The 2,566-nt window shown below is 75.5% G+C and carries 2 protein-coding genes; both read right to left on the reverse strand.

Annotation, left to right across the window (positions count from 1 at the left end):
• Positions 1-1,291, reverse strand: a 1,291-nt coding sequence (locus AOK18_RS23720) for a glycosyltransferase family 2 protein (protein WP_055695657.1), incomplete at its 3' end; no start/stop codon positions are given.
• Between the two features lie 83 nt (positions 1,292-1,374).
• The gene (locus AOK18_RS23725; RefSeq protein WP_240503289.1) at positions 1,375-2,445 is read right to left on the reverse strand and encodes a GNAT family N-acetyltransferase; all 1,071 of its coding nucleotides are present in this window, start codon (positions 2,443-2,445) and stop codon (positions 1,375-1,377) included.
• Positions 2,446-2,566: the final 121 nt, after the last annotated feature.

Below are 2,566 nucleotides of genomic sequence, written 5' to 3' on the forward strand. Positions count from 1 at the left end.
CGGGGCCGTACAGCATCCCCCGGCGCTGCAGCCGTGAGAGGCGGCGCGGCCAGGGGTGGGTGGTGCGGGCGTCGTGGCCGCCCGGAGCGGCCGAGCCGGTCCCGGTGCCCTCCGGGCTCTCGGCGTCCCCGGTCCTCCGCACGGCGGTGAGGCCGCGGGCGTGGGACAGGCCGCGGGGCAGCCGGGCGAGGAACGCGGGCAGCAGTGCGGGCCGGGCAACCAGGATCGCCGTGAGGTAGGCGGTGAGGCCGGCGCCGTAGCCGAACGCCTGGGTCTCCAGATCGGCCCAGGTCTCCCGGTGGTGGTGCCACACCAGTGCCCGGGGCGTGTAGTGGAGCCGGTGCCCCCGGGCGAGGACCCGGACGAACCCGTACAGGTCGTCGCCGCCCCGGGCGGGCGTCCCGGCACCGGTGGCCGGGTCGAAACCGCCGACCGCGCGCAGCACCTCCGCGCGGAACGCCATGTTCGCCCCGGAGCCGAACCGGCCCGCGGTGAAGGGGAACAGCGGTTCGTCCCGGGGCGGTTCCCGCGGGTCGTACGTCGTCGGCACGAACCCCTTCGCGAAGCCGCCGTGGCTCTCCAGCAGGACCTGGGCCGGGGTGCGCAGCCGGGCGGGCAGGATCAGTCCGGTGGCGCAGCCGAGCCCCGGGTCGGCCGCGAAGGGCGCGGTCAGCCCGGTGAGCCAGCGGACGTCGGCGACGACGTCGTCGTCGGTGAACGCGATCACCTCGCCCAGGGCGTGGGCGAGCCCGGTGTTGTGCGCGGTCGCGAGTCCGGGGACCGGCTCGCGCACGTACCGCACGCGCTCCCCGTACTTCCGGTGCACCAGGTCGCGTGTTTCGTCCGTCACGGGCGCGTTGTCGACGACGACGACCTCGAAGCGCGGATGGTCCTGCGCGAGGAGCGAGTCGAGGGCGCGGGCGAGCTGTCCGGTCCGCTCCCGGCTGGCCACGACGACCGAGGCGAAGGGCGGTGACGCCGGCACGGGGGCCTCCGCGGCCGTCCCCGCCGCGCCGGGACCCCGCCCGGGTGCCGGGACCCGCACCTGCCGTGCGAGCGCCTCCAGGACCGTCGTCGGGTCGGCCCCCTCCGGCACCCTGCCCAGCAGGGTGCCCACCGGCAGGCCGTCCCTCCTGACCAGCAGGAACACCTCGCCGTGTGTCACCGGCGGGCTGCCCGGGCCGGGCCTCAGGACGGCGTCCTCGCCGCTCAGGTCCAGTTCGGCGACCTGAACCGCGCCGACGGCCAGGAACCGCCGTATCTCCTCCTGCGTACGTGCTGTGCGGGACATGAACCCTCCCCTCCCCAGGAACGGTCGAACGGTGGACACCGCCGGCCGCCGCCGCCCCGGGCGGCCCCGCGACCGGGACCCCCTCACGGCCGGCGCAGCCGGGCCGCCCCCTGCAAGGTCCGCGACGCCAGTGAGGCGAGACGCGGCCGGGCGGCGACGAAGCCGTGCGCGCGGCGCACGGGCCCGCGGCGCAGCAGCTGGAGCACGGCGCCCGGACCCGGACGCGTCGCCTCCCCCTCGTGGACGGCGTGCTCGCCCGTCTTCAGCGCGTCCTTGTACGCGGCCGGGCCGCGTCCCATGTCGAGCAGGCCGATGCCCGCGCCGGCCGCCGCCTCGGCCATCCGCAGGTGCAGGACGAGCCCCGGCGAGAACTTCGCGAACTCCGTGTCGTACGCCGGGAACCAGCAGGCCAGGACCGAGGCCGACCGCAGACCGAAGTGGGCCGCGACGGGACGCTCCCCGGCGTACAGGACGGACAGCGTGCCCGTGCACTCCGGGGCCCGGGTCCCGGCCAGGCGGCCCACGAGCCGGGTGATCCAATCCTGCGCGAACCGGTCGCGGCGCCCGGTCCTGCGGTACTGCGCCGACTTCCACCCGATGAGCGCGCGGAGCACGGCCGGGTCGCGTTCGTCGAACACGAACCGCACCGGTCCGGCCCGGCGGCCGAGCCGGCGCTCCTTGGCCAGGGTGGTCTTCAGGAACTTCGGCGACCGGGCGCGCAGGACGGACTCGTAGCTCCCGTAGCCCTTCTCCACGTCGATGACGAAGGTGGCGTGCTCCTCGGCCGCGTACGGGACGAACAGGGCCTGACCCGCCTCCAGGTTGTCGAAGGCGAAGCTCGACACCGAGCAGGCGCGCAGCAGTTCACCGGTGTCCGGCACCGGACCCGGACGCAGGACGGCGCCCTGGCAGTCCGAGACGCCGAACCCGATCGCCCGGCCCTGCCCCCACATCCCCCGCTCGTACGGCAGGAATCCGGCCGGCTCGGCGGACGCCCCCTCGTACAGCACCGCGACCCGGGACCGGGGCCGCACCCCGGCCACGGCGACGGCGAACTCCGGTTCCATGAAGGGACTGCGCGGTGCCTTTGTCGCGGCGCGCAGCTCACGCCACCGTTCCCGCTCCCCCTCGCCGAGCTCCTCGAGCCTCAGCACACGCGTGCGTCCACCGCTCACCCGACCGACCCCCCGATCAAGTCCCCCCGGACACTTGGAAGGTACCGCCCAAGAGACCGAGGGCGGTACCTTCCAAGTGTCCGGGGGGACTTGATCGGGG

The organism is Streptomyces prasinopilosus (genome assembly GCF_001419695.1).
GTDB lineage: Bacteria > Actinomycetota > Actinomycetes > Streptomycetales > Streptomycetaceae > Streptomyces > Streptomyces prasinopilosus.